At 44.3% G+C, this 22,694-nt stretch carries 16 protein-coding genes and 2 pseudogenes; 5 read left to right on the top strand and 13 right to left on the bottom strand.

All coding sequences use genetic code 11. The features are described 5' to 3' along the window. Window positions 1-770: 770 nt before the first annotated feature. From V7K45_RS06690 to V7K45_RS06670, 5 genes and pseudogenes are all read left to right on the top strand, one after another. Window positions 771-1,901 carry a transposase gene (locus V7K45_RS06690; RefSeq protein ID WP_335001606.1) on the top strand — a complete coding sequence of 377 codons (1,131 nt, stop codon included), beginning with the start codon at window positions 771-773 and terminating at the stop codon, window positions 1,899-1,901. Between the two features lie 3 nt (window positions 1,902-1,904). Further along, a complete protein-coding gene (locus V7K45_RS06685; RefSeq protein WP_335001604.1) occupies window positions 1,905-2,084 on the top strand; it encodes a hypothetical protein in 180 nt (59 codons plus the stop codon). Beyond that, on the top strand, window positions 2,036-2,740 hold the full coding sequence (locus V7K45_RS06680; protein ID WP_335001602.1) for a TniB family NTP-binding protein: 705 nt from the start codon (window positions 2,036-2,038) through the stop codon (window positions 2,738-2,740). The genes V7K45_RS06685 and V7K45_RS06680 overlap by 49 nt, the downstream gene beginning before the upstream one ends. Next, window positions 2,740-3,337: pseudogene (locus V7K45_RS32905) on the top strand (TniQ family protein). The gene V7K45_RS06680 and the pseudogene V7K45_RS32905 overlap by 1 nt, the downstream one beginning before the upstream one ends. 613 nt (window positions 3,338-3,950) lie before the next feature. After that, window positions 3,951-7,481, top strand: coding sequence for an NB-ARC domain-containing protein (locus tag V7K45_RS06670; RefSeq protein ID WP_335001598.1), 3,531 nt, complete (start codon window positions 3,951-3,953; stop codon window positions 7,479-7,481). 127 nt (window positions 7,482-7,608) lie between these two features. On the opposite strand, the gene hemL is transcribed toward V7K45_RS06670, so the two are convergent. The 13 genes and pseudogenes from hemL to V7K45_RS06605 all read right to left on the bottom strand — a co-directional run bounded on the left by hemL (window position 7,609) and on the right by V7K45_RS06605 (window position 22,689). After that, entirely contained in the window at window positions 7,609-8,907 is a 1,299-nt protein-coding gene (gene hemL / locus V7K45_RS06665) for a glutamate-1-semialdehyde 2,1-aminomutase (RefSeq protein WP_442941965.1), read from the bottom strand. A 69-nt stretch (window positions 8,908-8,976) separates the two neighbouring features. Beyond that, a complete protein-coding gene (locus V7K45_RS06660) occupies window positions 8,977-9,549 on the bottom strand; it encodes an SOUL family heme-binding protein (protein WP_335001596.1) in 573 nt (190 codons plus the stop codon). A 68-nt stretch (window positions 9,550-9,617) separates the two neighbouring features. Beyond that, window positions 9,618-10,373, bottom strand: a complete 756-nt coding sequence (locus V7K45_RS06655) for a DevA family ABC transporter ATP-binding protein (protein WP_335001594.1) — start codon at window positions 10,371-10,373, stop codon at window positions 9,618-9,620. Window positions 10,374-10,483: 110 nt separating this feature from the next. Beyond that, window positions 10,484-11,671, bottom strand: a complete 1,188-nt coding sequence (gene devC / locus V7K45_RS06650; protein WP_335001592.1) for an ABC transporter permease DevC — start codon at window positions 11,669-11,671, stop codon at window positions 10,484-10,486. Window positions 11,672-11,804: 133 nt separating this feature from the next. Continuing rightward, on the bottom strand, window positions 11,805-12,998 hold the full coding sequence (locus V7K45_RS06645) for an ABC exporter membrane fusion protein (RefSeq protein WP_335001590.1): 1,194 nt from the start codon (window positions 12,996-12,998) through the stop codon (window positions 11,805-11,807). A gap of 70 nt (window positions 12,999-13,068) precedes the next feature. Beyond that, entirely contained in the window at window positions 13,069-14,106 is a 1,038-nt protein-coding gene (hemF, locus tag V7K45_RS06640; RefSeq protein WP_335001588.1) for an oxygen-dependent coproporphyrinogen oxidase, read from the bottom strand. A gap of 83 nt (window positions 14,107-14,189) precedes the next feature. Further along, window positions 14,190-15,101, bottom strand: coding sequence for an alpha/beta fold hydrolase (locus tag V7K45_RS06635; protein WP_335001586.1), 912 nt, complete (start codon window positions 15,099-15,101; stop codon window positions 14,190-14,192). Between the two features lie 48 nt (window positions 15,102-15,149). Next, on the bottom strand, window positions 15,150-16,142 hold the full coding sequence (gene hemB, locus V7K45_RS06630; RefSeq protein ID WP_335001584.1) for a porphobilinogen synthase: 993 nt from the start codon (window positions 16,140-16,142) through the stop codon (window positions 15,150-15,152). Window positions 16,143-16,357: 215 nt separating this feature from the next. Beyond that, a complete protein-coding gene (hemC, locus tag V7K45_RS06625) occupies window positions 16,358-17,344 on the bottom strand; it encodes a hydroxymethylbilane synthase (protein WP_335001582.1) in 987 nt (328 codons plus the stop codon). 5 nt (window positions 17,345-17,349) lie between these two features. Further along, window positions 17,350-18,402, bottom strand: a complete 1,053-nt coding sequence (gene hemE, locus V7K45_RS06620; protein WP_335001580.1) for a uroporphyrinogen decarboxylase — start codon at window positions 18,400-18,402, stop codon at window positions 17,350-17,352. Window positions 18,403-18,537: 135 nt separating this feature from the next. After that, on the bottom strand, window positions 18,538-19,677 hold the full coding sequence (locus V7K45_RS06615) for an aromatic ring-hydroxylating dioxygenase subunit alpha (RefSeq protein ID WP_335001578.1): 1,140 nt from the start codon (window positions 19,675-19,677) through the stop codon (window positions 18,538-18,540). A gap of 211 nt (window positions 19,678-19,888) precedes the next feature. Then, a pseudogene (locus V7K45_RS06610) lies at window positions 19,889-21,172 on the bottom strand (glutamyl-tRNA reductase); the annotation flags it as partial. An 83-nt stretch (window positions 21,173-21,255) separates the two neighbouring features. After that, entirely contained in the window at window positions 21,256-22,689 is a 1,434-nt protein-coding gene (locus tag V7K45_RS06605) for an FAD-binding protein (protein ID WP_335001576.1), read from the bottom strand. Between the last annotated feature and the right edge of the window lie 5 nt (window positions 22,690-22,694).

Here is a 22,694-nt window from a genome sequence, read left to right as displayed (position 1 = left end):
GTCGCTCAGTACAAGTTCGCTTTTCCGCCCATTCGCAATTAAGAAACTGATATAAATTGTGGAGCAATATCATCTTGAGAGCTAGTTGCAACGAAATCTGGGACTTTTCCATTGACGGTCTAGAAAATTGTTGCGATCGCTCTAATAAAACTTACTTTTGCCTGGTAAATCAGTTTTATTGTTAATGCATCAGCCTATTATATCATGTCCGCCTATTAGTTATATTCCCGCATCTGTGCAAAAACCAGGAAACCCTCTTCCCCTTGCCCCCAGCAAAAACTGCTCCCCTGCCATCTTAATGATAAGTCTTTAACCGGACACGATATTATGCCATTGCATCGGCTTGTTATGTCATTGCATCGACTTGTTATGTCATTGCATCGGCTTGTTATGTCATTGCATCGGCTTGTTATGCCATTGCATCGGCTTGTTATGCCATTGCATCGACTTGTTATGCCATTGCATCGGCTTGTTATGCCATTGCATCGGCTTGTTATGCCATTGCATCGACTTGTTATGCCATTGCATCGGCTTGTAAACCTTAAAGTTGCCTTGCTAGAGCATCCACCGCGTACCTTTTCCAGATTCAAATAACTCTGGTTCTAATCTTTGATATAGGGTATCCAGACTGTATAGTAGTCACTAATTTGTTAACAGTGACAAGATTTTGTTAAAATTGATATTAATATGTTAACAGTGACAAATAATCTGTCACCGATGACAAACAATTAGTCACTGTATACCATGTTTGGCAATGTGACCATACCCGCGTGGATGTGTTGCTGGTAGATCAACATGGTGAATTGCTAAGTCGTCCCTGGTTAACAACAGTAATTGATACTTACTCTCGTTGCATTATGGGTATCAATTTGGGTTTTGATGCGCCCAGTTCTGGGGTAGTAGCATTAGCGTTACGCCATGCAATTCTACCCAAACAGTACGGTTTCGAGTACAAACTGCATTGTGAGTGGGGAACCTATGGAAAACCAGAACACTTTTATACTGATGGCGGTAAAGACTTTCGCTCTAACCACTTGAGTCAGATTGGGGCGCAATTAGGGTTTGTCTGTCATTTACGCGATCGCCCTTCTGAAGGTGGAATAGTGGAACGTCCCTTCAAAACATTAAATGACCAACTATTTTCAACGCTTCCTGGATACACCGGATCTAATGTTCAGGAACGCCCAGAAGATTCAGAAAAAGACGCAAGGCTTACTTTGCGAGAACTAGAACAGTTACTTGTTCGCTACATCGTAGATCATTACAACCAAAGTATTGATGCGCGGATGGGTGATCAAACTCGCTTTGAGCGTTGGGAAGCAGGTTTGCCAACAGTGCCAGTACCGATACCAGAACGAGATTTGGATATCTGTTTAATGAAGCAGTCACGGCGCACTGTACAAAGAGGTGGTTGCTTGCAGTTTCAGAACTTGATGTATCGAGGAGAATATCTGGCAGGTTATGCAGGGGAAACTGTCAACTTAAGGTTTGACCCCAGAGACATTACAACAATTTTGGTTTATCGCCAAGAAAACAATCAGGAAGTATTTCTGACTCGCGCTCACGCTCAAGGTTTGGAGACAGAGCAACTGGCATTAGATGAGGCTCTTGCAGCAAGTCGGAGACTTCGTACCGCAGGGAAAACTATCAGTAACCAATCATTATTGCAAGAAGTTGTTGACCGCGATGCTCTTGTGGCTAGCAAGAAAAGTCGTAAAGAGCGTCAAAAATTGGAACAGGCTGTTTTGCGATCTGCTGCGGTTGATGAAAGTAAAACAGAATCCTTGCCTTCCGAAATAATTGAACCAGATGAAGTGGAATCTATAGAAACGGTTCACTCTCAATACGAAGACATTGAGGTGTGGGACTATGAACAACTTCGTGAAGAATATGGGTTGTAAAAAATGACAGAAGCTCAAGCGATCGCCAAGCAGTTGGGTGGGGTAAAACCAGATGATGAGTGGTTGCAAGCTGAAATTGCTCGTCTCAAGGGTAAAAGCATTGTGCAGTTACAGCAGGTAAAAACTCTCCATGATTGGTTGGATGGAAAGCGCAAAGCAAAGCAAGGCAAGCTTGTCGAGTAGTTGGGGAATCACGGACTGGCAAGACGGCTGCCTGTGATGCCTATAGGTACAGGCAAAAGCCACAGCAAGAAGTTGGAAGACCTCCGATTGTACCTGTAGTTTATATTCAGCCTCCGCAAAAATGCGGCTCTAAGGATTTATTCAAGGAGATGATTGAGTATCTAAAGTTTCGGGCGACAAAGGGAACTGTTTCTGATTTTCGTGGAAGGGCAATGGAGGTACTCAAGGGATGTGGCGTAGAAATGCTGATTATTGATGAAGCTGACCGCCTCAAGCCTGAGACGTTTGCTGAGGTGCGAGATATTTATGACAAGTTACAAATTGCTGTAGTGTTAGTGGGAACTGACCGCTTGGAGGCAGTGATCAAGCGTGATGAACAAGTTTATAATCGCTTTCGCGCTTGTCATCGTTTCGGTAAGTTAGCGGGTAAAGATTTCCAAGATACTGTGCAAGCCTGGGAAGATAGGGTTTTGAAGTTGCCTGTGTCGTCTAATTTAACTACCAAGGATATGCTGCGGATTCTCACATCGGCAACTGAAGGTTACATCGGTCGGCTGGATGAGATTCTTAGAGAGGCGGCAATTCGTTCTTTATCTAAGGGATTTAAGAAGATTGATAAGGCTGTTCTACAAGAAGTGGCTAAAGAGTATAAATAATGACAGCACCAGATGTTAAGCCTTGGCTTTTTATTATAGAACCCTATCCAGGGCAAAGCCTGAGTCATTTTCTCGGTCGGTTTAGACGTGCTAACCATTTATCTCCTGCTGGGCTGGGTAAGTTAGCAGCAATTGGTGCTGTAGTGGCACGGTGGGAAAGATTTCATTTTAACCCTCGCCCTAGTCAGCAAGAATTGGAAGCGATCGCATCTGTAGTCGAAGTAGGTGCAGACAGGCTAGCCCAAATAGACATCTCCGAAAAAGAATTGTTTTGACGTAGCACTGCTACGTCAAAACAAGGGTTCTGGGTAACGCATATTTAATTTCTGGAGATGTCTAATGCTTCCACCTCTTGGAGTGGGAATGCAGCATGAGCCAATTCGGTTATGTGGGGCTTGCTATGCTGAAGCGCCTTGTCACCTAATTGAATGGCAATTTAAGGAAACGGGGGGATGCGATCAGCACAATCTCCGTTTACTGTCTAAATGTCCCAAGTGTGAGACTAGATTTAAAATCCCTGCTTTATGGGAATATGGATTTTGTCACAGGTGTAGAACACCCTTTGCTGAGATGGCTGAGTGTCAAAAGAGGATTTGAGTCTTTAGTCTTGTCGATTCAGCCTAAATAATTGAGGATGTAAAAATAAAGACTTAACCCTTTTAATAATGAAGTGGTCTATATCTGGAGACAGGAGCTTATCAAAGGTGCTTTATGAGACTTGCAGAAATACCTAATTACCGAAAGAAAGCTTGAATTTTAATAATATTCGTTCCTACTTCTTTCCTCAGTGCGATCGCAGTATCAAAAGCATTAATTGATAAAAAGTAAAAATACCAAAAATTAGTTGACTAAAACTACACGTTGATTAGGATTGGAGTAATTTAACAGTTAAACTTTCGGAATTAAGGAAGATGTTGAATGTAGTTGGCGATCATTGGGAATTTGGAGATTGTGTGGAGATGTTTTATCAGACGCACGAATTTAGTCAAATTAAGAAACTAGTGCTAAAGCTGTAATATTTATTGATAAATGCGTCAATAATTAAGGTTTAGGCGGTTCTTCTTGAGAGTGATTATCAGTTGTTTGAAACCGATTGCAGTTGCTGCTCTTTTCCCCCCAGAGGGAGAAGCCTAAGTTATAAATATATCTTGGGTGAAAAAGTACTTAAGTTCTGTGCTAAATCTATCTTTGTCTGTAGAGGAATTTGGGTATGCCAAGACGCAAGCGTGGAGTTATACTCACTTCTGTTGGTTTACAGAAGTTTGATGAAGCAAGGCACAAGTTTGAGTTTCGAGATAATTTTGGCAAGAGATTCACTCTTGAAGAGTTAAGCTACCGCACTAACTTAGACCCTCTAACAATTAGAAAAGTTTTGAACCGTAGGAAGGGAGTTGACAAGCGAACACTTGAGGCTCTCTTTCTTGGTTTTGACAGCTGCCTATCCGAAGGCTACTATTCGGCTTCAGATCCCAATAGCCGTCAAGATTGGGGGGAAGCTGTTTCTGTCTTAGCATTTTACGGACGTACACAAGAACTCAGTACTCTGGATGAGTGGTTGCTGAAGGATAGCTGTCGATTAGTGACCATTCTCGGAATGGGTGGAGTCGGGAAAACTAGTCTGTCGATTAAATTGGCAGAACTAATGCAGGATAAATTTGATTGTATTGTTTGGCGATCGCTGTATGACGCTCCACCCATTGATACATTCTTGGGTAGCATCATTCAGTTTCTGGCTGACGAGCAAGAAACTGAGGCAGAATTGCCGGAAAGCATTAGTGAAAAAATTTCTCAGCTGCTTAACTACTTTAAAGAAATGCGCTGCTTGGTCGTGTTCGATAATGTAGATGCTGTGTTACGTGGTGGAAGTCGAGCAGGACAATATAACCTTGGATATGAGCAGTATGGCGAACTCCTCAAACGAGTAGGTAAATCAGACCACCAGAGTTGCTTGCTACTCACAACGCGAGAAAAACCTAAAGAGGTCGCCTCTCTAGAAGGAGAAGCCTTGCCAGTGCGAACTTTGAGATTGGGTGGACTTAAAGAAGGAGAGGGAGAAGAAATTCTTAAGAGTAAAAGGCTCAAGGGTTTAGAAACTCAATTTAACGCACTGGTCAAACGCTATGGAGGCAATGCCTTAGCCTTAAAAATTGTGGCAACTACGATTCAAGATTTATTTGATGGTTATATTTCTGAGTTTTTAAAAGAGGAAACCACCGTATTTGGCGATCTTCGTGATTTATTAGAGCAGCAATTTGAGCGTTTATCTGATGAGGGAAAAGATGTAATGTACTGGCTAGCGATTAATCGGGAGCCAGTAACCCTCTCCAAGTTACGAGAAGATTTAGTATCGCCTTTTCCACAACTCAATTTAATTGAAACACTGGAATCTTTGGGACGGCGATCGCTCATCGAACGAGATACAGCCTACTTCACCCTACAGCCAGTCGTGATGGAGTATGTGACAAGTCGCTTGGTTGAGCAAGTTTGTGAGGAGATTGCTAACCAGGAGTTTTCGCTTTTTAAAAGCCATGCTCTGATCAAAGCTACTGCCAAAGACTATGTAAGAGAGACTCAAATTCGTCTCATTCTCTATGCCGTGATTAACAGGTTAATTCCAGTCTTTGAAGGCAAAAAAAACTTGGAATATGAACTGACTCAAATCTTACTCAAGCAGCAAGAGAAATCCCCCTTAGAGCCGGGATATGTAGCAGGTAATATTCTTAACTTACTCAATCAGCTAGGAACTAATCTAACGGGCTATGATTTCTCTGGTCTAACCATTTGGCAGGCTGACCTACGAGATGTAAATTTGCAAAATACGAATTTTGCTTACGCCAATTTAGCGAGGTGTACGTTTACTGAAACCTTTGGTGCTATTCATGCAGTAGCCTTTAGTCCTGATGGAGAACTTCTGGCGGTAGGTGACAGTAATGGAGAAATTCATTTGTACCAAGTTAGCGATGTGCAACCAGTCTTGATCTGCACGCGACACAAGAGTTGGATAACATCACTGACATTCAGCCCTGATGGCAAGATTCTCGCTAGCGGTAGCACAGATTACACAATAAAGCTATGGGATGTTAGTACTGGTCAGTGCCTTCGCACCTTAGAAGGGCATACAAATGAGGTTTGGTCGGTTGCATTTAGCCAAGATAATTGCACATTAGCAAGTGGCAGCGATGACTGCACTGTGAAGCTATGGAATAGCAGCACTGGAGAATGCTTCAAAACACTCCAGGGACATCTTAGTTGGGTACTCTCTGTTATTTTTAAGGGAGATACTCAATTGTGGAGTGGTAGTGACGATCGCACTGTTAAATTGTGGGATATCAACACTGGACAGTGTATGCAAACGTTTGAAAAACATCATAATAGTGGAATACGGTCAATAACTCTCAGTCCAGATGGTCAGATACTAGCAAGTGGCAGCGAGGATCACACTATCAGGCTATGGAAAACTCAAACGGGTGAATGTCTCAAAACACTTTTGGGGCATTCAAATCGAGTTTTTTCAGTGGACTTCAGCCCGCAAGGCAATCTTTTGGCTAGCGGTGGGCACGATCATAGCGTGAAGTTATGGGGTGTCGATACGGGTGAATGTTTCAAAACGCTTCAAGGACATTTCAGTTGGGTTTTTGCAGTTGCCTTCAGTCCCCAAGGCAAGCTTTTGGCTAGCGGTGGACACGATCAAACCGTAAAGCTATGGAGTGTCGATACAGGTGAATGCCTCAAGACTCTACAAGGATATACCAATCAAATACTCTCTGTTACCTTTAGTCCTGTTAGTGCTAGCTTACCAAGCATTGGTCAAATTTTTGCTAGTAGCAGCCGCGATCGCACTGTGAGGTTATGGGATACCGCAACTGGTGAATGCCTGAAAGTGTTAAAAGGACATTCCAACTCGGTTCATTCAGTTATCTTTAATCATGAAGGAAATATCCTAGTCAGCAGTAGTGTAGATAAAACAGTAAAGCTATGGGATGTTGGTTCAGGTCAAACCTTAAGAACCTTACAGGGACATCGCGCAGCAGTTTTATCGATTGCCTTTAGTCCCGACAGCCAGACGATCGCCAGTGGCAGTGAAGATTGTACTATAAAACTATGGGACGTTCGTTCAGGTCGAACCTTAAGAACCTTACAGGGACATAACGCTGCGGTTTGGTCAGTCGCCTTCATCTCTCAAGGAGAGATATTGGCGAGTGGCTCCTGGGATCAAACGATCAAGTTATGGGATATTCACACGGGTAACTGCCTCAGAACGTTGGCAGGACACACGAGTTGGATTTGGGCAATTGCGATCGCCCCTGATGGTAATACCCTGGCAAGTGCTAGTCCAGATCGAACAATCAGGCTGTGGAATCCGCACACGGGTGAGTGCCTCAATGTTTTGCAAGCAGACACAAACTGGTTGCAATCGATTGCCTTTAGCCCTGATGGCAAGATACTGGCTAGCACGAGTCACGATCTGACAATTAAGTTGTGGGACGTTTGCACGGGTAAGTGTTTGAAAGTTTTGCACGGACATACAGGCTTGGTTTGGTCACTTGCCTTTAGTCCAGATAACCAAACCTTGGTTAGTGGCGGTGACGATGAAACGATTAGACTTTGGGATATCGGAGCAGGCAAATGCTTAAAAACCATGAGAGCGAGTAAGCCCTATGAGCAAATGAATATTGTCGGAGTTAAAGGTTTAACTGAGGCGGCAACTACCACGCTGACCTCTTTAGGAGCAGTTATCTAAGCTCAAACCATTAGCCTAGTAGTTCGCCAAGTTCACTTGGCGGGGAAAGGGTAAAGGTTAAAGGGAAAAGATTTTGAGTTTTTTTCCCCTTTACCCCTTCCCCTTTACCCCGACTTTTGCAAGAAGTTCACTGAGACAAGACTGTTCGAGCTGCTTCGAGGGTGCGATCGATATCTGCTTCGGTATGAGCTAAAGAAGTAAATCCGGCTTCAAATTGAGATGGAGCTAAATAAACTCCATGTTCTAACATACCGCGATGGAAGCGAGCAAATTTACTTAAGTCAGACTTCTTAGCATCCTCATAATTGCGAACCGGGCCTTCGTTAAAGAAGAAACCAAACATTCCGCTAATCTGACCACCGCAGGCAGCATGACCTGTTTCTTGAGCAATCTCCAGCATTCCCTCTGTGAGTCGCTTGGTAATGCGATCGAGATACTCGTAAGTTCCAGGTTGTTGCAACAACTCTAACGTCTTAATCCCTGCCGTCATTGCCAGTGGATTGCCCGAAAGCGTTCCGGCTTGATACACGCTTCCGGCTGGAGCAACCATCGACATAATTTCTTGGCGACCGCCATAAGCGCCGACTGGCAGACCGCCGCCGATCACCTTACCTAAGGTAGTCAAGTCAGGAATGACACCAAACTTCTGCTGCACTCCACCGTAAGCGATCCGAAATCCTGTCATCACTTCATCAAATACCAGCAGCGCTCCATGCTCTTGTGTGAGTTTTCGCAAACCTTCAAGGAAACCCGCAGCAGGTGGAATAAAACCTGCATTGCCAACAACAGGTTCAAGAATTACACCAGCAATTTCACCGGGATTTTGCTCGAACAATACTTTTACTGCTTCTAAATCGTTGAAAGGAGCGGTCAGCGTGTTGCTAGTCACGGATTTGGGCACACCAGGAGAATCGGGCAAGCCGAGAGTGGCAATACCAGAGCCAGCCTTAACGAGAAACATATCGGCGTGTCCGTGGTAGCAGCCTTCAAACTTGATTGCTTTCTCCCGCCCCGTAAAAGCTCGCATCAGACGAAGAACAGCCATACAAGCTTCCGTGCCGGAGTTGACAAAACGTACCATCTCGATACTGGGAACGGCATCGATTACCATCTGTGCCAGTACATTTTCTAGATAGCAGGGCGCACCGAAGCTAGTTCCTTTATGCAAAGCATCGTGCAGAGCAGCAATGACTTCAGGATGAGTGTGACCGCAGATAGCTGGCCCCCAACTGCCGACATAATCGATATATTGATTGCCATCCACATCCCAAATGTAAGCGCCAAGAACGCGATCGAATACGATTGGCTGTCCGCCAACAGATTTGAAAGCCCGCACGGGGGAACTAACTCCTCCTGGCATTAATTTTTGGGCAGCAGCAAAGATTTCCTCCGATTGGGTGGTTTTTAAGCGAGTCGTTGCAATCATAATTTTTCTCCTGAGATATTTTACTTGATGCGATCGCCAAGAGCGAGAATCTAGTTATTAAAAGAGATATTATTTCAATTCGAGCATGACTTCATTGTGTCTAAATGCAGGCAAGATGAACGGAGAGTCATAAAAAGCATAAATCGCTTTACCTTTTGTCTCGATACCTTGCCGAGCCAGAAAAGCAGATAATTTGGCTTCGTTTTCCTGCAATTGTTCATCCCCAGCTAGACCGGAGAAACGGATTGCCGCTACTTTGTTGCTGGGAACTTCTTTGATAGTAATGCGAGAGTCTTTTGGTTTTGGCAGCGTTGCCAGCGTATATTGTGAAGGCATCACGAACTGTACCACCCAAGCGCTTGTGGCGATATTTTCTCCCGCTTCTTGTTGAATGACAGGAGCAGTCATGGCGATTTTTTCCCTTGGCTGGGATTGCGTGACAGGCGCAGTCATCGCAATTTTGGTTACAGACGTGTTTTCACCAAATATGTAAGCGGCAAGAATCGAAAATGCAGCCTTATTTGCTCGATCTCTTTCAGCTTGAATGACTGTTTCAGCAACAATTTTTGGTTCGTATTGCCGGATTTCAATATCATTATAGGATTGCAATACGGAATATTTTGGTTCTTCGGTTTGACTCATAAGACTTTCACAAATAACTAAAATTAATGCCATTAAGAGAATCAAAAATCACGATATCACTAGCACAATTAGATAGTTTCTTGCTTTGCCACTTCTTGTACTAATCGTCCATCTTCCATGTGGATGATGCGATCGGCAATATCGAGAATTCGATTATCGTGAGTGACGAGTAAAATAGTGCAACCCTGCTCTTTAGCTAGACGCTGCATGATATCTACAACATCGCGACCTGACTTTTTATCGAGAGCAGCAGTAGGTTCGTCGGCAAGAACAATTTTAGGACGACTGACTAGGGCACGAGCGATCGCGACTCGCTGCTTTTGCCCTCCAGAAAGGCTGTCTGGATAATAATCGATGCGATCGCCTAAACCAACACTTTTAAGAGTATCCGTTGCTAGCCAATCGATATCTTGCTTTAGGTACTCATCGTGTAGTTCCAAAGACATTCGGACATTCTGCTTTGCAGTTAAGAAAGTTAACAAATTGTGTGCTTGAAAAATATAACCAATCTGCCGCCGCACTTGCATCAGTTGCCGCTTACTAGCCCCAGACATTTCCTGTCCCAAAACTTTAAGGTTGCCTTCTTGAGCGGATCTTAATCCACCTATTAGTGTTAGTAAGGTAGTTTTACCAGAACCGGATGGCCCAGTCATAATCACGATCTCTCCAGAATAAATGTCGAGATTAATATCAAACAAGACTTGCTTGCAAAGTTCTCCCCGACCGAAGTAGTAATCGAGATGGCAAACTGAAATAACGGGTTGTTGAGAAGTGTTTTGAACTTTGAGTTTTGAACTTTGATCGAGACTAATTTCTTGCAACATACATGAGAGTTCAACCGTAAGTTTGGGCTTGGTTCTAGAAAACTATGAGTTTTGAAATGCGATATTTTTCTAAACTTCAACTCAAAACTCATGACTCGATTGCTCAAAACTTAGAAAATATCAGCCGGATCTGCTGCTCGTAGCTTTTGTATAGCGATCGCTCCGGCTCCAATACACATGACAAAAGTCAAAACTAGCACAGTTACCGCACGAGCTAGTTTCATCGCAGTCGGTAAAAACGTCACAGACTGAAAAAAGATGTAAAATCCACTTGAGAGCAAAAAACCTGGAAGAAAACCCAAAACCGCTAGAATAAAAGCTTCTTGAGCGATAACTCCAATCAGATATATATCGCTGTAACCCATCGCTTTTAACGTTGCATATTCTGGCAAATGATCGGAGACATCAGTATAGAGAATTTGATAAACGATAACTGCTCCGACTAAAAAACCAATTGCAACACCGAGGTTAAAAGTTGGGCCAATGGAGGAGCCTGTAGACCAATATGCACTTTCACGGGCAGTGAATTCAGCAAGATTTAGTACCAGTAAATCATCCGGTAGCTTGGCTCGCAAATCAGCCTGGATCTGCTCGATCGAGGCATTTGGTTCTACGTCAACAATACCCAGATCGATTTCGTTTGCTTGGCGTTGGGGAAAGAGCCTTAAAAAGGTAGAATCGCTGACGATCAGATTGCCGTCAGCAGAAAAAGAAGAACCGAGCTTAAATAATCCAACTATTTGAATTTGATAATCGTTAGCTTGAACAGAAAGCGGATTCTGTTTTTTCAGTAAACTAGGAACGTCCCCAAGCTGAGGAACCAATCCAGCTCTGTCAAACAGCGCTCGATTTAATAATTTCAGTTTATTTAGTTGTCCATCAAGCTCTGGTAAGTCAAATGCTGGCTGATTCGGATCGATTCCGTAGACAAAAATTTTACGACTAGCTAGATTTTCAGGATTTCGCCACGATGCTTGACCCACATATAGCGTCGCCAGGGATTTTACACCGTTAACACCTGCTATTTTATAGAGCTTATTTCTGGAAAAACTTTTAATAGATTGCAAGTTATCGGACAGTTTATTGACTAAAAATAAATCTCCTTTAAGCGTGGTATAGGGAGTAACTTGCGAATCGAAGAGTGCATCTCTAACTCCCAGTTGAAAAAACATTAGAAAATCAGCAAAGGCAATTCCTGCTATAGCAACGAATAAACGAGTCTTTTGACGGCTCATTTGCCGCCAAGCAAGTGGGGTTTTGCGGAATAATTTACCGAATATAAATGTTTTGATAGTCAAATTGCTTCGCTCCAATTCAAAATTTAAGGAACATATCTTGGGTGAAGTGAAGACGCGATTCATCGCGTCTCTACAAGATTGTCTATTTGTTGCATTATTTTTGAGAGTTAGTATTAATTTTGCTAGTTCCCTCTTATTGGTTGATATTGTTATTCGGCTGAATGGCAACCTGTACTTGCAAGTTAGTTAAGTTCGCAACTCGTTTGCTAGCTTGGGGATCGAGTGCAATTCTTACTTCAATGACTTTGCGATCGAGGTTTTCTCCAGGTTCGCCGCTAGTTACTTCTTGTTGGATCACTTGTAGTCCAATGAGCCGAACAGTTCCGCGCAACTCTGGGGAGAACGACTCACTCGAAATCGTTACCTGTTGACCTTCACGAATTTTACCAATATCAGTTTGATATATCTCTGCGATCGCTTGCATCGAGCTAGTTTGTCCGAGTTCGGCAATGCCTTTCTCACCAACAACTTCTCCGGGTTTGGCCTTAATATCGAGAATGCGACCTGCTATGGGCGCGCGAATATAAACTTCAGCGAGATCGGCTTCAGCCTTTTTGACTGCGGCGATCGCTTTGTTGACCTCGGCATCAGCTGCTTGCACGTCTACCGGACGTACCTCAGCAATCTTATTTAGGGTTGCCTTAGCTTGCTGGATCTGCTGGCGTAGAGTATCTACACTCTTATTTTGGTTAGCTCTCGCTTCGGTAAGCTGTGCTTGCGCTGTTTCCTGAGCAAGTTGTTTTCGGTCTACTTCTACAGCAGAAATCGCTCCATTTTGGTAAAGCGAGGAATACCGACTATACTCACTATTGGCAGTTTTGACTTCGGCTTGCCAGCGAGAGATAGTGGCATCTCTTGTAGCTATTTCGCCCTTTAACTCTTCTTCCAGGCGATCGATTTCAGCTTTTTGGGCGGCAATCTCTCCAGATTTAGCGCCGGCTTGCACCTTGGCTAACTCTGCCTGGGATACTTTGACTTGTGCTTGTGCTTCCAGTAGAGCATTTTGCAAACGATCGCGCGAATCCATAATGGCGATCGTTTGACCTGCTTTAACACTACCGCCACGCTGTACGAGTAATTTGGCTACGCGATCGTTGCTTAACGTAGCAGGTACGGATACTTTGATGACTTCCGTTGCTGGTTCTATCCGTCCTAAAGCAGTAACTTCCTCAATCTTTGGTCTGGTTTGCACAACTTCAACGGGTTTGCTGGTTGATTTTGATTGAGAAATACCGTAGAAAGCGATAATTCCTGTAAGGGCAGTACCAGCAACAACGACAGCTAGCGTCCATTGCTTTGAAGGTTTCGAGAGCAATTGTAAATTCATGTCAATCCTTCAAATTTCAGTGAGGACTTTAGTAACGCAAAGCAGCCAAGCAACGGTTTGACGGCAAAAGTTAAACCAGAAGCGATGTCAGGCTTGCCCAATCTTGAGGCTTTAAGAATACTTGGTATAACTCGGCTTCTGGGGTATTTGGTTCGGGTTGATAGCCGTACTCCCAACGCACTAATGGAGGTAAAGACATCAAAATTGACTCCGTGCGTCCGTTAGTTTGCAGTCCGAAAATTGTGCCCCGGTCATAGACTAAGTTGAATTCAACGTAACGTCCACGCCGATATAATTGAAAATTACGTTCGCGATCGCCATACTCCATTGACTGCCGCCGCTTGACAATTGGCGTGTAAGCAGGTATAAAAGCTCTACCACAATCCTGCACGAATGCAAATAATTCTTCCCAATTGCGGGATGCTGGGATGTCAACGCGATCGCTGGTGATTGCTGCTACACCTTTGGGATCGGGGCCTCGATAAAGCTGACCTTGACCGTCCTGATAGTCAAAAAAGATCCCGCCAATGCCCCGCATTTCTTGACGATGTTTGAGATAAAAATACTCGTCGCACCAAGGTTTAAAGACTGGATAATATTCGGGATCGTGTGCGTCACAAGCCTGCTTTAATGTGTAATGAAAATGGGCTGCATCTTCAGCAAACGGATAGTAAGGCGTTAGATCGATGCCACCGCCAAACCACCAAACCGGGCCAGCTTCAAAGTAGCGGTAGTTGAGATGAACCGTTGGCACGTAAGGATTGCGCGGATGCAATACCATTGAAGTTCCGGTGGCATAAAACTGATGTCCCTCCGCTTCAGGACGTTGTGCCAAGATTGAAGGCGGCAGATGAGAACCCCAGACTTCAGAGAAATTAACTCCACCTTGCTCGAATACTGCACCATCGCGGATGACGCGGGATCTGCCGCCGCCTCCTTCAGGTCGTTCCCATGTATCTTCTTGAAACGTGCCTCCGCCATCTAGCTGTTGCAAACCCTGACAGATTTCGTCTTGCAACTGTCGCATCAATTGACTGACTCTAGTCTTGGCATCAACTGGGGGTAGAGATTTGGATTGAGTTGTTTGAGGAGTTAAAGTAGTCTTCATAAAATCAACCTATTTTTCCTATTTCCTAATAACGAACATTTGAACCAAGAAAGGCTTTAAAAACAGTGAAGTTTCTCAAAAACTTACTGCCTCAACACAGGCAAATACTTCCGAATTAATCCGATAATTACTTCCGGCACTTCCAGTTCTGGATTCAACCCTACATCTTCTAGTTCTATAAATGCTTGGATTGCTTGTGGATTTAGATTTGCAAGGCGACGCCCTACTTCCGGCCCTGTAAACTTCGCTTGGCTTCCCCAAATAAAGATGGTAGGTGTTGTCAATTTTGGAATGTATTCTGATAGATCGAAGGATGAGCTACCTTGTAAAAATGATAGAGCAGCATACTCGGCATTTGGCTGCTGCGCCGATTGCACAAAAGCTTCTACAATTTCGGGAGAAAGACGATTGGGTTGAGCAAACACTCGCTCAAAAAAGTCACGAATGCCAAAGTTGCTGACTTGGCCTGCGTAAAGAACGCGATCGAGAATAGGAATACTAGCAATTTGAGCAAAAAAGCTATTGCTGTAGTATTGTCTGAAGTCTTTGATACCTGAGGGAAGCGTGAGAATAAGTGACTTAAACAGGTCGGGACGTTCGATTGCTGCTCGGATTGCAAATGCTCCAGTTAGGGAAGAAGCAATTATTGTTACAGGGCCTTGGCACGTCTTCTCGATGAACTCAATTAGCATCAGGATGTAGTCCTTCGGAAGATAATTTTGTTCGGGATGATCCGATCGCCCCCAGCCAATTAAGTCGGGTGCTAACACTCTAAACTCCCCTGCAAATGCTGGATAGACCTTCGACCACCCGTAGGCAGATGCTCCACCTCCAATCCCGTGGAAGAATATTAAAGTTTCGCGGTCGCGTAACGTATCCGATGGCGTATCGCCCATTCCATCGGTTGCCCAAAGTTCACCTTGGTTAGTGTAATAAGCAATTTTTCCCAAGCTGGTTAAAACGGAGCGTTGAACAAAACCGAGTGGAATGAACATGATAAATTCTTCCTCTACATCGACAACATGAAATCAAAACTAGAAAGTTTAATTGCCAAGTTTCGCTAACCAACGAGCAGCATCTTTGGCGTGATAAGTCAAAATCAAGTCAGCACCAGCCCGTTTAAAGCCAGTCAATGTTTCTATTACCACCCGTTCTTCGTCAATCCAACCGTTGAGGGCAGCAGCTTTAACCATCGAGTATTCGCCAGAAACGTTGTAAGCAGCAACGGGTAAGTTGCTTGCTTCCTTAACGCGCCAGATAATATCCATGTAGGCCAAGGCTGGCTTGACCATTAACATATCTGCACCTTCGGTAATGTCGAGTTCGATTTCTCTTAAGGCTTCACGACCGTTACCGGAGTCCATTTGGTAGGTTCGGCGATCGCCAAATTGCGGTGTTGAGTCGGCGGCATCGCGGAAAGGCCCGTAGTAAGCCGAGGCATACTTGGCGGCGTAAGATAATATCGGCGTATCTTGGTAGCCTGCTTCATCTAAACCCAAACGAATGGCTTGCACGAAACCATCCATCATTCCCGAAGGTGCGATGATATCTGCACCCGCTTTAACTTGTGAAACTGCCGTTTTTTTCAGCAATTCCAGGGTTGGGTCGTTGAGAACTCGCCCGGTTAAATCTCCTACTTCTAAATAGCCGCAGTGACCGTGACTAGTGTATTCACACAAGCAAGTATCGACGATAACGATTAAGTCGGGTACGGCTTCTTTAACGGCAGTAGCAGCTTTCTGCACGATCCCGCAATCGTGCCAAGCGCCCGTTGCATCTGAATCCTTATCTTCAGGAATGCCAAATAAAATAATAGCTGGAATGCCGAGGTCGTAGACTTCCTTCGCTTCTTCCACGATTTTGTCTACAGAAAGCTGGTAAACTCCGGGCATAGATTTGACTTCGTTAGCGATCGCCTCACCTGGTACGGCAAAAAGAGGGTAGATTAAATCGCTGGTTGTCAGGACGTTTTCGCGCACCATCCGCCGCAGTTGGGGATGGCTTCTTAGCCGACGCGGGCGATGAATTGGAAACATAGTATTTGATGAAAGGCTTTACTTAGCCAATAGACTTCTTGCAGAAATGGGTAAAGGCTACGGTGTACACACAAGTCTGAAATAGTTTACTAACTGAGTTTTAGTGTCAGTTTTACCCCACCCTAACCCTCCCCTTGGAAAGGGGAGGGAACTAGATTTGCTGTTTCCCCCCTTTCTAAGGGGGGATTAAGGGGGGTAATTCAACTTGTGTCTACCTAACTACGCTGGACTGTCTGGAAAATTTCAGCCAAAATCTCTGTAGCTCCCTGTTGCCGCAATTTATGGGCTAATTGAATACCTAAATTTTCTGCCTCGCTAGCAGTGCCGGTAACAGAATCTTTGACTAGACGTTTGCCATCGACGCTGGCGACTAACCCTGTTAATGTCAGCGTATTTTCGTCTAGTTGGGTATCAACACCGATTGGTACTTGGCAACCACCTTCTAGTTCTCGCAAGAAGGCACGTTCGGCTAAAACGCGATCGCGGGTAGGGACGTGTTCGATTGCTTTGAGTAATGACAGCACTTGCAAATCGTCAGTGCGGCATTCAATCCCTAACGCTCCCTGTCCGACGGCATAAAGAGAAAGTTCGGTGGGCAGAATTTGATGAATGCGATTGCTCATCCCCAATCGCTGCAACCCTGCTGCTGCCAAAATCAGCACATCGTACTCTCCATCATCCAGCTTTGCCAAGCGCGTATTTAAGTTACCGCGCACATCCTTAAAAGTAAAGTGGGGGAAGTGATAACGCAATTGTGCAAGGCGGCGCAGGGAAGAAGTGCCGATCACTGTGCCTTCTGGCAGCGTATCGATTTGCTTATCTTTGTGCTTTTGATGCACAACTAAAGCATCTGCTGGGTTTTCCCGTTCTGTTACGGCTGCTAAGGCTAACCCCTCTGGCAAGCAAGTCGGCAGATCCTTGAGAGAGTGAACCGCAAAGTCAATCTCCTGATTGAGCATTCCCAATTCAAGTTCTTTGGTGAATAATCCCTTATCGCCAATCTTGGCTAAGGCCACATCTAAGATGTTGTCGCCTTGGGTGGACATGGTGTGGACTTCAAAGGAAATATCGGGAAAATGCTTTTGGAGTTGTTCTCGAACCCAGTAAGTTTGCACGAGTGCGAGTTGGCTTTTACGAGAACCGATGCGGATGGTGCGAATGGGACTAGAAATATTAGATGAAGCGGGTTGCACTGAAGTCATAGCTTTTAGTTGAGATTGTTTGACGCGTAGTTGAGCTGCTTGACTGTCTCGAAAAAGAAAGCAACATTCTCTTCTGGAGTGTTCGGTAAAATCCCGTGACCGAGATTGAGGATGTGCTTTTGGTTCCCCGCTTTACGGATCGTGTCTAGAATGCGAGCGCGGATTAGCTCTTTAGTACCGAACAACACGCAGGGATCGATATTTCCTTGCACTCCAATATTTGCGCCGAGTCGCTGCCGCGCTACTGCCATATCTACAGTCCAGTCTACGCTGACGATATCGACACCCGATTGCGCCATTAACTCTAGGATGCCAGCACTGTTGTTGATATACAAAATTAGGGGCGTGTCCGGGTGCGTTGCTTTCACCTGTTGCACGACTCGTTGCAGGTAAGGTAGAGAAAACGTTTGGAAATCTTCAGGGCTGAGTTGTCCCGCCCAAGAGTCAAACAGTTGCACGATTTGGGCACCGGCATCAATTTGGTAGCGGGCGTAAACCGCGATCGCATCTGCCAGTTTACCTAAAAATTGATGCAGCATCGCAGGTTGGCAGAAAGCCATCCTTTTGATAATGGCGTAGTCTTTCGAGCTTTTACCTTCAATTGCATAGGCAGCTAGCGTCCAAGGAGCGCCAACAAAGCCCAAGACGGTAGCTTGACCGTTAACTTCTTGGCGTAGCGTCCTCAGAATTTGCTGCACAAAGGGTAAAGAAGCTTCGGGTTCGAGGGCAGTCAGCGCCTCAATTTGGGCTGATGTGCGGATTGGCTGCTCGAATATTGGCCCTTTACTTTCGATAATGTCAAAGGAGATACCCATACCAGGCAACGGCGTGAGGATATCTGAGAACATAATCACCCCGTCGGGTTGGAAGGCATGGAAAGGTTGCAGCGAGATTTCCACGGCTAAATCGGGGTTTTCGGAGCGATCGCGGAACGAAGGATACTTCTGACGCAAATCTCGATAAACTTTCATGTAGCGGCCTGCTTGGCGCATCACCCATACCGGAGGGCGATCGAGTACCTCACCTCGCGCCGCTTGCAGTAACGTATAATTCCCCATACATTTCTCCCTGGATTTAATAATTGTCATTTCAAGAATTTGGGATTTGCAACAATCCAATCTTGTGGGGTGGGCATCTTGCCCGCCCTAGTTATGCGAACTCTAAATTTAGTTCTTCAATAAGATAGAAGCTGTTCATGAGCGATCGCCCACTATGGCTGAAACAAACCATTCTGTTTTCTCAGGAGAAGGTGGCATTAAATTTCCGTTCGAGTTATCTGATTGGCTCCGATCGGGTTTCATTAAATTTCCGTTCGAGTTGTCTGATTGCTGCCGCTCAGGTTTCATACCCCATCCCATAGCCAAACATTTTTGCCGAAGTTTGCGATAAGCAAGAGATAAGTTATCGCAAGGAACGTGAACTTCGTCTGACAACTTATCGGGGACTGCCGTAGGATATTCGGACTCAACCACTCCCTTATCTTCCATTACAACTTTGTAAGCTGCTCGCTGAAAGATGCCATCAGCCCAAGGGAAAGTTAGAAAACTGCGAAACTGAATTCGCTTGGTAATAGTGGTGCGATCGTCAACAGGAACGTGGACAGTAAAATTAACCAGCTTGCCACGACCGAAGTCAACCACTAACCGAGTGATATTGGGCATATAAAAGCCTAGAGTCACCTTCACATTGGCTTTCAATGGGCGAAACACAAAGGCGAAAAGGTCTTTTGCTTTGGTGTAATCTCTGACATTAACTTTAGCGTGACCCTCCCAGTCCCCTACATTCAGCTCGTAATCTTCCATTTTTTGCTCTAATGCAAACCCATTGCCGAAGGACTTGGAATGAATAATAGATACATGAGACATATCCATATCATTCTCTAGCGTGCGGGTGTAGTGAGCATTCAGTTCGTATTCAAAGAAAATTTTCTGTAGACTTGGGTCTTCAAATTCTGGCAAGGGTGGGATTGGCGGACGTTCTTCTTCTGGTAAGTCTCCATAAAATAGCCAGATAAAACCGTATTTTTCCTGTATTGGATAGCTATCTACACGAGCATTCTTAGGAATAGGAATTCCGGGTTGATTAGCAGGAATATTAATACATTTCCCATCTGCTTGAAACTTCCAGGCATGATAGGGGCAATGGATACAATCATCTTTTACCCAACCGAGAGATAAGGCAGCACCACGATGGGGACAGCGATCTTGGAGAGCTATCAGTTGTCCTTTAGCGTTACGGTAAAAGACTAATTTCTGATTTAATATCCGCACTTGTTTGGGCTTTGTAGTAACGACGGCGCTGAACTCACAAGCGTACCAGAAGTTTTTTAACATACTTCCTTCCTGTTATTGCTATTAAGAATCATGGATTTTCTTAAGTTACGCTTTGAGCAATAACTTCTTCAACTTTTGCATGGACTTCAATACTTTCAAGTCTTATTTGAGCAACTTTGAAATGTTCCCGGTTCACTTGAGCAAGATTGATGTTTTTTGCTGCTATCTCTACAGTACTTATTGATAGGGAGGATGTTTCGGCAACAAAACTAGATTGCACCTCTCCTGTCTCTAGATTAAACAACTCTTGCAGAACTTGGAGAACAAGACGTTGAGCTTCTACATCTCGCTGCGTCCGCAGTTGCACCATCGGTTCGTGGAGAATTTTGTTGATAATCCTTTGAGTTAAGGCTTCGACGGCTTCTTGATGTTTTTTAGCAAAATCAGACCCCATACGGGACAAAGCTTTTTCTAACTCTTGTTCGCGAATTTTTTCGAGTTTGTCCCGTAAACAGCTAATAATAGAAACGGTTTCTCGCGATCGCAACCAAGTTTGAAATGCCTCTACATCCTCTTGGATTAATGCTTGCGCTTCTATTGCCATTTGCCGACGACTTTCTTGATTCTGGGCAACGACGGTTTTTAAATCATCAACATTAAACACCCGCACGTGAGGTAACTCATTAACATCCGCATCAACGTTACGAGGCACTGAAATATCGACCAGCATCAAAGGCTGTTCGGGTTGCAATGCAGCTTTGAGTTTGGCTTTATCGAGTAAGGGTTCAACTGAAGCAGTGCTGGTAAAAACTAAGTCGGAAGCTGCCACTAAGGACATCAATTCAGCGAGGGAATAATATTGCACTCCAGCATCACTAAATTGATTCGCCAATTCCTCTGCTCGTTCGACGGAACGATTGACAATTGAAATTTGAGTTGCGCCTTTAGAGATTAGATGTTGCACCAGTCGCCGAGCCATGTTGCCAGCGCCGACAATTGTCACTCGGCAAGCCGATAACTTCTCTACTTTGATTTGGGCTAATTCTACTGCCGCAGAGCTAACCGAAACCGCACCCGTACCGATTGATGTTTGCGTTCTCACCCGCTTTGCAGTGGTAACGGCTTGCTTGAACAACTGATTGAGGATGCGTTCGCCCTGATTGTATTGCTGAACCAGTTGGTAGGCGTGTTTGACTTGAGCTAGAATTTGTCCTTCTCCCAACACCAAGCTATCCAAACCGGAAGCAACTTGCATCAAATGCTTAACAGCATCTTGCTGTAGCAGAGTAAACAAGTATTGCTGCAAGTCTGCAAAAGCCAGTTTACTGTACTCGCAAAGAAACTCTGTCACCTCTTGAGCTGCCCGATCTATCTGGTTTACAACTACGTAAATTTCTAAACGATTGCAAGTGCTAAGAATGGCAGCTTCTTCAATGTGAGAGTATTTACACAGCTGGGCGATCGCGTTTTCAATTCGTTCTTCTGGAATACTCAGTTTTTCCCGAATTTCAACCGGAGCTGTTTTGTGACTAAGACCTACAAGTGCGATATTCATGTTTCCTCTTTTGAAGTTTGTCTTCTTCTAGAGCCTCGGTCAAGTAATATGGATGGTTCTAAACAAGATGATTGAGAAGTGACTTATACTGCGATCGCAGACTTAGTAGCAACATTCTCAACGATCTGGTTTTTCTGTGGTGCGATCTGTTCGTACTCAAAAAAGCCAGAGTTAAATATTCCTTTGGGATCGTACTTACTTTTCATTTCATTAACTTTTGGCCAGTAATCGCCAAATTGGCTTTGCCACTGTTGAATAGTAAAATCTATCCAGCAAGTTAGATATCTTTTTCCGCCCATCTCTAAACTCAGGTTACTGAGCTTTTTCAATTCAGCTAAGATGGGTTGAACTTGCGATTTCGGAATGCTGGGATAAATTCCAAACCCAATAATCAGTTCTTCCTCTTGCGGTAAACGAAACATCGGCATCGTGTTATTCCGGTTTACCAAGCAAAAGCAGCCCATTTGTGCTTTACTGATATCGAGAAAAGAAGGCAACTGTTTGAGAGCCGTTTCGATGTAATTTTTAGCAGATGACGCCGGAAGAAAAACATCCATCCAAGGGTGAGCGATATCCTTACTATCTACTTGAATCATCGGTTCGATGAATTGTGCAAATCCCAAGTCTTCAGTATGGATATGACGGTAAAAATTTAAGCCAGCAAGGATTTCTTTGTCATCAATAGCGTCAAGAGAATTTGCTTCAACAGTAATCCGCAAGGTGTAAAACCATTGAATCAAAGGTTGCATTATTCCTGTAGCTCTGGATACTCCTTGCAAACAGGGAACTGGGAAAGATACGAGATGATCGACCCTTTGTTCGGTTACTAAAACCCGTTTGTCATTCAAAAGAGCATCTAGGTTGTCATAGAACAACAAATACGTGCGGGTTTGGGAAGGATAAACTTTGAGTTTGTGCTGAACTTGGGTAATAATTCCAAACTGACCGTAACCGCAAAGTACGTGATTAAAAAGTTCGCTGTTTTCTTCAGGCGAACACCAGAGAATCTCGCCTTCTGCGGTTACAACTTCTACACCAAGACAATTATCAGCTTGATTTCCGTAACGAAAAGAGGCTGCACCTATACCACCCGCAGAATGAGTTCCTCCTACAGAAACACCAAAATAATTGGTTAATACGGGAGGAACTAAACCATCAGGAATACAAGCATCAATTACTTGATTCCAAGAAGTCCCCGCATCAGCTTTAAACCAGAGTTGATCTTTTTGGATATCTCGAATTTTATCGAGATTCCTCATATTTAAAACGATTCCATCTTGGTTTAAAGACTGACCGCCTAACGAATGTCCCGCAGCGCGTGAAGAAACTACTAATCCTTTTTGAGCGGCATATTTGACAGTTTGGGCAATATCGTTAGCGTTTTGAGGAGTGACAACAACTTGAGGAGACTTTTGGAATATACCACCAAAATCTTCGGAAACTTCTGTCAAAATTTCTGAAGCTTTGCTGACTTCACCTGCAATCAAATGCTTGAGGTCTTGAACAATGCCATTCATAAAAG

It is taken from the genome of Nostoc sp., assembly GCF_036917375.1.
In the GTDB taxonomy this organism is placed as follows: Bacteria; Cyanobacteriota; Cyanobacteriia; order Cyanobacteriales; family Nostocaceae; genus Nostoc.
This window is presented reverse-complemented; position numbering and strand designations above follow the sequence as displayed.

Coding starts and splice junctions, on each gene's coding strand:
- V7K45_RS06685 (WP_335001604.1), top strand. CDS start 1,905: ATGACAGAAGCTCAAGCGATCGCCAAGCAGTTGGGTGGGGTAAAACCA.
- V7K45_RS06670 (WP_335001598.1), top strand. CDS start 3,951: ATGCCAAGACGCAAGCGTGGAGTTATACTCACTTCTGTTGGTTTACAG.
- hemL (WP_442941965.1), bottom strand. CDS start 8,907: ATGATTGCAACGACTCGCTTAAAAACCACCCAATCGGAGGAAATCTTT.
- V7K45_RS06660 (WP_335001596.1), bottom strand. CDS start 9,549: ATGAGTCAAACCGAAGAACCAAAATATTCCGTATTGCAATCCTATAAT.
- V7K45_RS06655 (WP_335001594.1), bottom strand. CDS start 10,373: ATGTTGCAAGAAATTAGTCTCGATCAAAGTTCAAAACTCAAAGTTCAA.
- V7K45_RS06645 (WP_335001590.1), bottom strand. CDS start 12,998: ATGAATTTACAATTGCTCTCGAAACCTTCAAAGCAATGGACGCTAGCT.
- hemF (WP_335001588.1), bottom strand. CDS start 14,106: ATGAAGACTACTTTAACTCCTCAAACAACTCAATCCAAATCTCTACCC.
- V7K45_RS06635 (WP_335001586.1), bottom strand. CDS start 15,101: ATGTTCATTCCACTCGGTTTTGTTCAACGCTCCGTTTTAACCAGCTTG.
- hemB (WP_335001584.1), bottom strand. CDS start 16,142: ATGTTTCCAATTCATCGCCCGCGTCGGCTAAGAAGCCATCCCCAACTG.
- hemC (WP_335001582.1), bottom strand. CDS start 17,344: ATGACTTCAGTGCAACCCGCTTCATCTAATATTTCTAGTCCCATTCGC.
- hemE (WP_335001580.1), bottom strand. CDS start 18,402: ATGGGGAATTATACGTTACTGCAAGCGGCGCGAGGTGAGGTACTCGAT.
- V7K45_RS06615 (WP_335001578.1), bottom strand. CDS start 19,677: ATGTTAAAAAACTTCTGGTACGCTTGTGAGTTCAGCGCCGTCGTTACT.
- V7K45_RS06605 (WP_335001576.1), bottom strand. CDS start 22,689: ATGAATGGCATTGTTCAAGACCTCAAGCATTTGATTGCAGGTGAAGTC.